Annotated in this window: 3 protein-coding genes; all 3 read right to left on the bottom strand. The window is 41.1% G+C overall.

Features of this window, described 5'->3' with window-relative positions:
- On the bottom strand, positions 1-818 hold an 818-nt coding region (locus tag ACEYV4_RS09115), incomplete at its 3' end, for an HAD-IC family P-type ATPase (RefSeq protein ID WP_373842974.1).
- A 571-nt stretch (positions 819-1,389) separates the two neighbouring features.
- Positions 1,390-3,705: a glycoside hydrolase family 31 protein gene (locus tag ACEYV4_RS09110; RefSeq protein WP_373842973.1), complete on the bottom strand. Its 2,316-nt coding sequence runs from the start codon at positions 3,703-3,705 to the stop codon at positions 1,390-1,392.
- A gap of 151 nt (positions 3,706-3,856) precedes the next feature.
- Positions 3,857-4,570 (bottom strand): LysR substrate-binding domain-containing protein (locus ACEYV4_RS09105; protein WP_373842972.1); only part of this gene is annotated, 714 nt, incomplete at its 5' end.

The following is a 4,570-nucleotide window of genomic DNA, read 5'->3' as shown; positions in this document are numbered from 1 at the left end:
GCGCCGGGGCAGCCCAAAACGAGGATGGTAATGGCCAGTTCAAGGTTCCGGGAAAATGCCCAAACGACAATGCCCAGCAGGAGGACAGCGGGGGTATAGTATTTGGAAAAGCGATCGATGAATCGTTGGGTCTTAGTTTGCGAATCTTGTGCTTCTTCAACTAAGTCAATAATTTTACCAAAGGTTGTTTCTTCACCGGCAGCAGTTGTTTTAACCGTAATTGTTCCATCTTCTAGGAGTGTCCCCGCATAGATCTGATCACCTGCTTTTTTAGTGATCAGTTTTGACTCTCCGGTGACACTGGCTTCATTTAGCACTGCATTGCCGGTTAAAATTTGACCGTCTACCGGGACCTGTGATCCAGTTTTAATTAAAACCCGTTCACCTGGGTTAACTAAATCAACCATTTTCTCTTTGATTTCATTATTCTCAGTAACAATGGTTGCCGTTTTGGGAGCAATCTTGGCGAGGTCATTGACGGCCGCTCTTGTTTTATGTAAAGTACTATCTTCAAGGACTTCACCAAGCATAAAAAGCCAGGTTACAATTGCTGCCTCATTAAATTCACCGATAATAAAAGCCCCAATGACGGCAATTGTGACGAGCACGTCAATGGAAATAAGCTTCAGTTGAAAGGACGAAATAGCGGTTAGAAGAATGGGAATAATACCGATAATGCCAACTACCACCATGATCAGTTGATAAATGATTGAAACAGGGATCAAGAAGTGAAAAATCTCAGCGATTACAAGCATGATTGTTGTCAATATAACAATCCATTTCCGATTGCGAATAAAAAATTGTTGGATTTTAACCATTGCCTTAACCTCCTTGTACCGTGATTATAGAAATGATTGGTAATTATTAAATTGACGAACATCAAGTTTGAGTAAACTTGGTAAGTTGGGTTAAAGCAGCTGTCGATTAAATAAAAAATGATCATGAAGGCCTCGACTTTGATACACAGAGGGAAATAACCTTCATGACCTAGATTGACTTTAATGTTGTCATCATCATTAACAAACTGATGAATACTAGAGCTAGGTGAAAACTTGGATAACTTAATTGGTGTTGCTAGATATTATAGCCGTGAACTTGGCGAGAATTGACAATTTTGTTGGCCTTATTAATAAGAATAACTAATAAAAGTGATTACTAATTTGAATTGTTCCATTTTCAGCTTCTTCTTACAATTTAGGTAGATTTAAGAACAGGAGAGCAATCAAGCCATCAAATCATTGATTGTGGTAGCAGAAATCGTAACAGAGACTATTTTGCTTTTGCTTTCCTTTGAACAAAATATAAGGCCCTCAGAGTTCGATTTATCCGAGCTTTAAGGGCCTTATTGTTTTAATTTAGTTTGCCAGAATTCCCTATCATTATTACATTCTATTTAGAACGCAAATAATTTTCTGTTGTTGGGTCATATTTAAAAATTGATCGACCATTATTGGTTTTAACATAGATATATTGATATGTCGGTTGGTAACCATGCTGGGCTAACTTAACAGTTACCTGACCAGTGGGAGCAACAGTAATAGCATATTGGTTATATTCACCGTTTTGGTAGTTAAAGTCTAGTCCATCGTCTTGATAGTGTTCATAAGTGCCATGCTCACCAAAGAGACGGAAAGTCATTACTTTTTCAGGCTTGTCACTAATGTGTTTAACCTTATTGCCCCACGGCAGGATTGTGTCAGCTTTAATAAATAGAGGCAATCTTTCAAGAGGGGCATCCATTATTATGGTTTGCTGCCCAGCGTATTCTGCATTGTTCCAGAAATCAATCCATTTACCAGCTGGCAGATAAACTAAACGTTGCGTGGTACCTTGGTTGACAATGGGAGCTACTAAAATACTAGTTCCTACCATGTATTCATCATTGATTTGGCGAACGCTTGGATCTTGGTCATAATTAAGGACTAGTGGCCGCATTACCGGTAAACCAGATTTGGTTTCATTCCGGAATTGATCATAAAGAAATGGGACAAAACGGTAGCGCAGGTTGAGATAGTCACGATAAATGTCTAACGTTAACCGGTCAAATTGCCATGGCTCTTGATAACGGGTTCCCATCTCAGAATGATTCCGGAATAGTGGGACAAACAATGATGCTTCTAACCAACGAATCAGTAATTCCGGCGTAGTATCCTTTTGGAACCCACCAATGTCGGTACCAGCAATAGCAATGCCGCTTAAGCCAAGACTGGTCAATTGTGGAATGGAGAGTTGCAAGTTGGACCAAATCGATTGGTTGTCACCGGTCCAGACGGTTGAATATTTTTGAACACCGGCATAGGCAGCCCGGGTGATGATAAACGGACGTTTTCCAGTAGCGGTCCGCATGCCATCATAGGCAGCTTGAGCTTGTAACTGACCAAAGACGTTATGCATTTTAGCATGAGTACTCTTTTTATTACCATTACTAAAAATAAGATCATTTGGCAGTTCACCATCAAACGATGCCGGCTCGTTCATATCATTCCAGATGCCACCAACATTTAAGTCGGCGAAGAACTTGATGTGTTTAGCCCACCAAGCACGAACTTTTGGTTGTCCAAAGTCAGGGAAAGCAGCCTTACCGGGCCACACTCGACCCAAGTAAACGGTCCCGTCTGGTTTTTTAACGAAATAGCCCTTTTTAAGACCTTCTTCGTAAATTTGATAATCATTGTCATCCTTTTTAACACCGGCATCCAGAATAGGCACGAGTCGAATCCCTCGTTTACGCATTTTGGTTACAAATTGTTTAGGATTAGCATACTTGGTAGTATCCCAAGTGAAATCACGGTAGCCACGCATGTAGTCGATATCAAGGTGAATGACATCAATGGGAAGGTGGTACTTTTCAAAGCCATCTGCAATCTTTTCTACTCGCTTATCGCTGATACTGTAGCCCCAACGAGATTGCTGGTAACCGAGTGTCCATTTTTGGGGAAGTGGAGTTACACCGGTTAAGTAAGTGTAGTTAGCGACAACGTCTTTTAGAGTTTGACCACCCATAACATAGTAGTCAATATTGCCATCAACAGCGGAATAGTAGTAGTTTTCACTTTCTTTGCCGAGATCAAAATGACTCTTGTAGGTGTTGTCGAAGAAAAGTCCATATGGGTGGTTGTCCTTAATACCGTACATTACGGGAATTGACTTATAGATACACTTGACAGTTTCGTCATGGACCTGGCCAAAATCGACGTTCCAGTTATCGTAGTCATAACCTCGTTTATTGAGAAAGCCAGGCTTATCGCCTAGTCCGTAAAAGGCTTCATCAGGTTGTAATGATTTAATAACTTCATAGTAATGTTCGTTAGTTTTGCCGAGAATATTAATATCATGTCCTTCAGCTAAGACTGTCTTTTTATGGGCGTCATCGAGATCGTTTGGTAATGGTTGACGTTTGCCACGATAGTCAATGACTAAGGGATGACCGTTGTTATCGTAGAAGTCGACATAGTGATTATTATAGGCTTTGACGGTAAGAGCAGCTGTCTTTAGTTCGAGATGATCACCCTTATTTTTGATCATAATGGCGGCGTGCCGGTGTTTATTACCATCAATAGCATATGAATTAGCAGCGCGGCCCCGGTCCATAAATACTCGAATAATCTCATCCGTATAAACATCAAGGACCAGATCATGACCATCGTCATACCTTAAGGCCACTTTTGGACCATTTTGTTGGTAACCAGTTAACTGGCTTGTCATGTTTATCATCCTTTCTAAGAAATAATTATGACTTATTGTTTAAATAAGGCAAAAAGTATATTGAAGCAATCATATTTCAAGATGATTGTTGCTAAGCCATTCTCATGATCCTTAGTAGCACGTTTAGCAGCAAGTCAATTTGCCCGTTATTTCAAGCTGAAACGATGAGGTGGCTAACTAGCTGCATAAAATGACGAACCCGATTCTCAGCATTTTTAGCAGCCAGGATACCGTATTCGACTTTGATTTTCGTTCGTAGAGGGATGGTGACCAAACTGGGGTGGATATTTTTCCAGGGTGTTAGATTGATTAGAGCATCATTTTCGGCAACGGCTTGGTTGAAAACATTAATATCATAGCGACCAGCAGTGTCCTTAATAGAAATATTGGGATCAATTTTCAAGATTTCTTGGCGCAGCTGGTCGTTTTTTTCGCTAATTCCAGTTGGCACCATCAATAAGGTTTGACCTTGCAGGTCGGCAATTGAAACCTCCTTCTTAGTAGCCAGTGGGTTGTCGCTACGGACGGCGATGCCAAACCGATAAGCTCCCAGTGGGATAGCGTTGACTAGTTTCCTGGTGGTGGCTTGGTCAAAGGTTCCAATCATGATGTCGCAGTCATGGCCTAGCATCGAATATTCCCGATTACTGGCAACCAGGTCACCGGGTAGTTGAACAATTTGTAATTGATAATTGGGAAGCTTTCCTTTGATCTTATTCCAGGTTGGCATGAAGGGAGTACTGGGATGAAGGAGTGAAGTGCCAAGGCGAATACTTTGAACGGTGCCGGTAAGTTGGTGACAGTCGACGTAGACTTGGTCCGTTAGATTAATAACCGTTTTGGCATACTTTAAGAAAATGTGGCC

Source organism: Limosilactobacillus sp. (assembly GCF_041859915.1).
GTDB lineage: Bacteria > Bacillota > Bacilli > Lactobacillales > Lactobacillaceae > Limosilactobacillus.
Note: the sequence above shows the minus strand (reverse complement) of the source record. Positions and strands in the feature narration are given on the sequence as shown.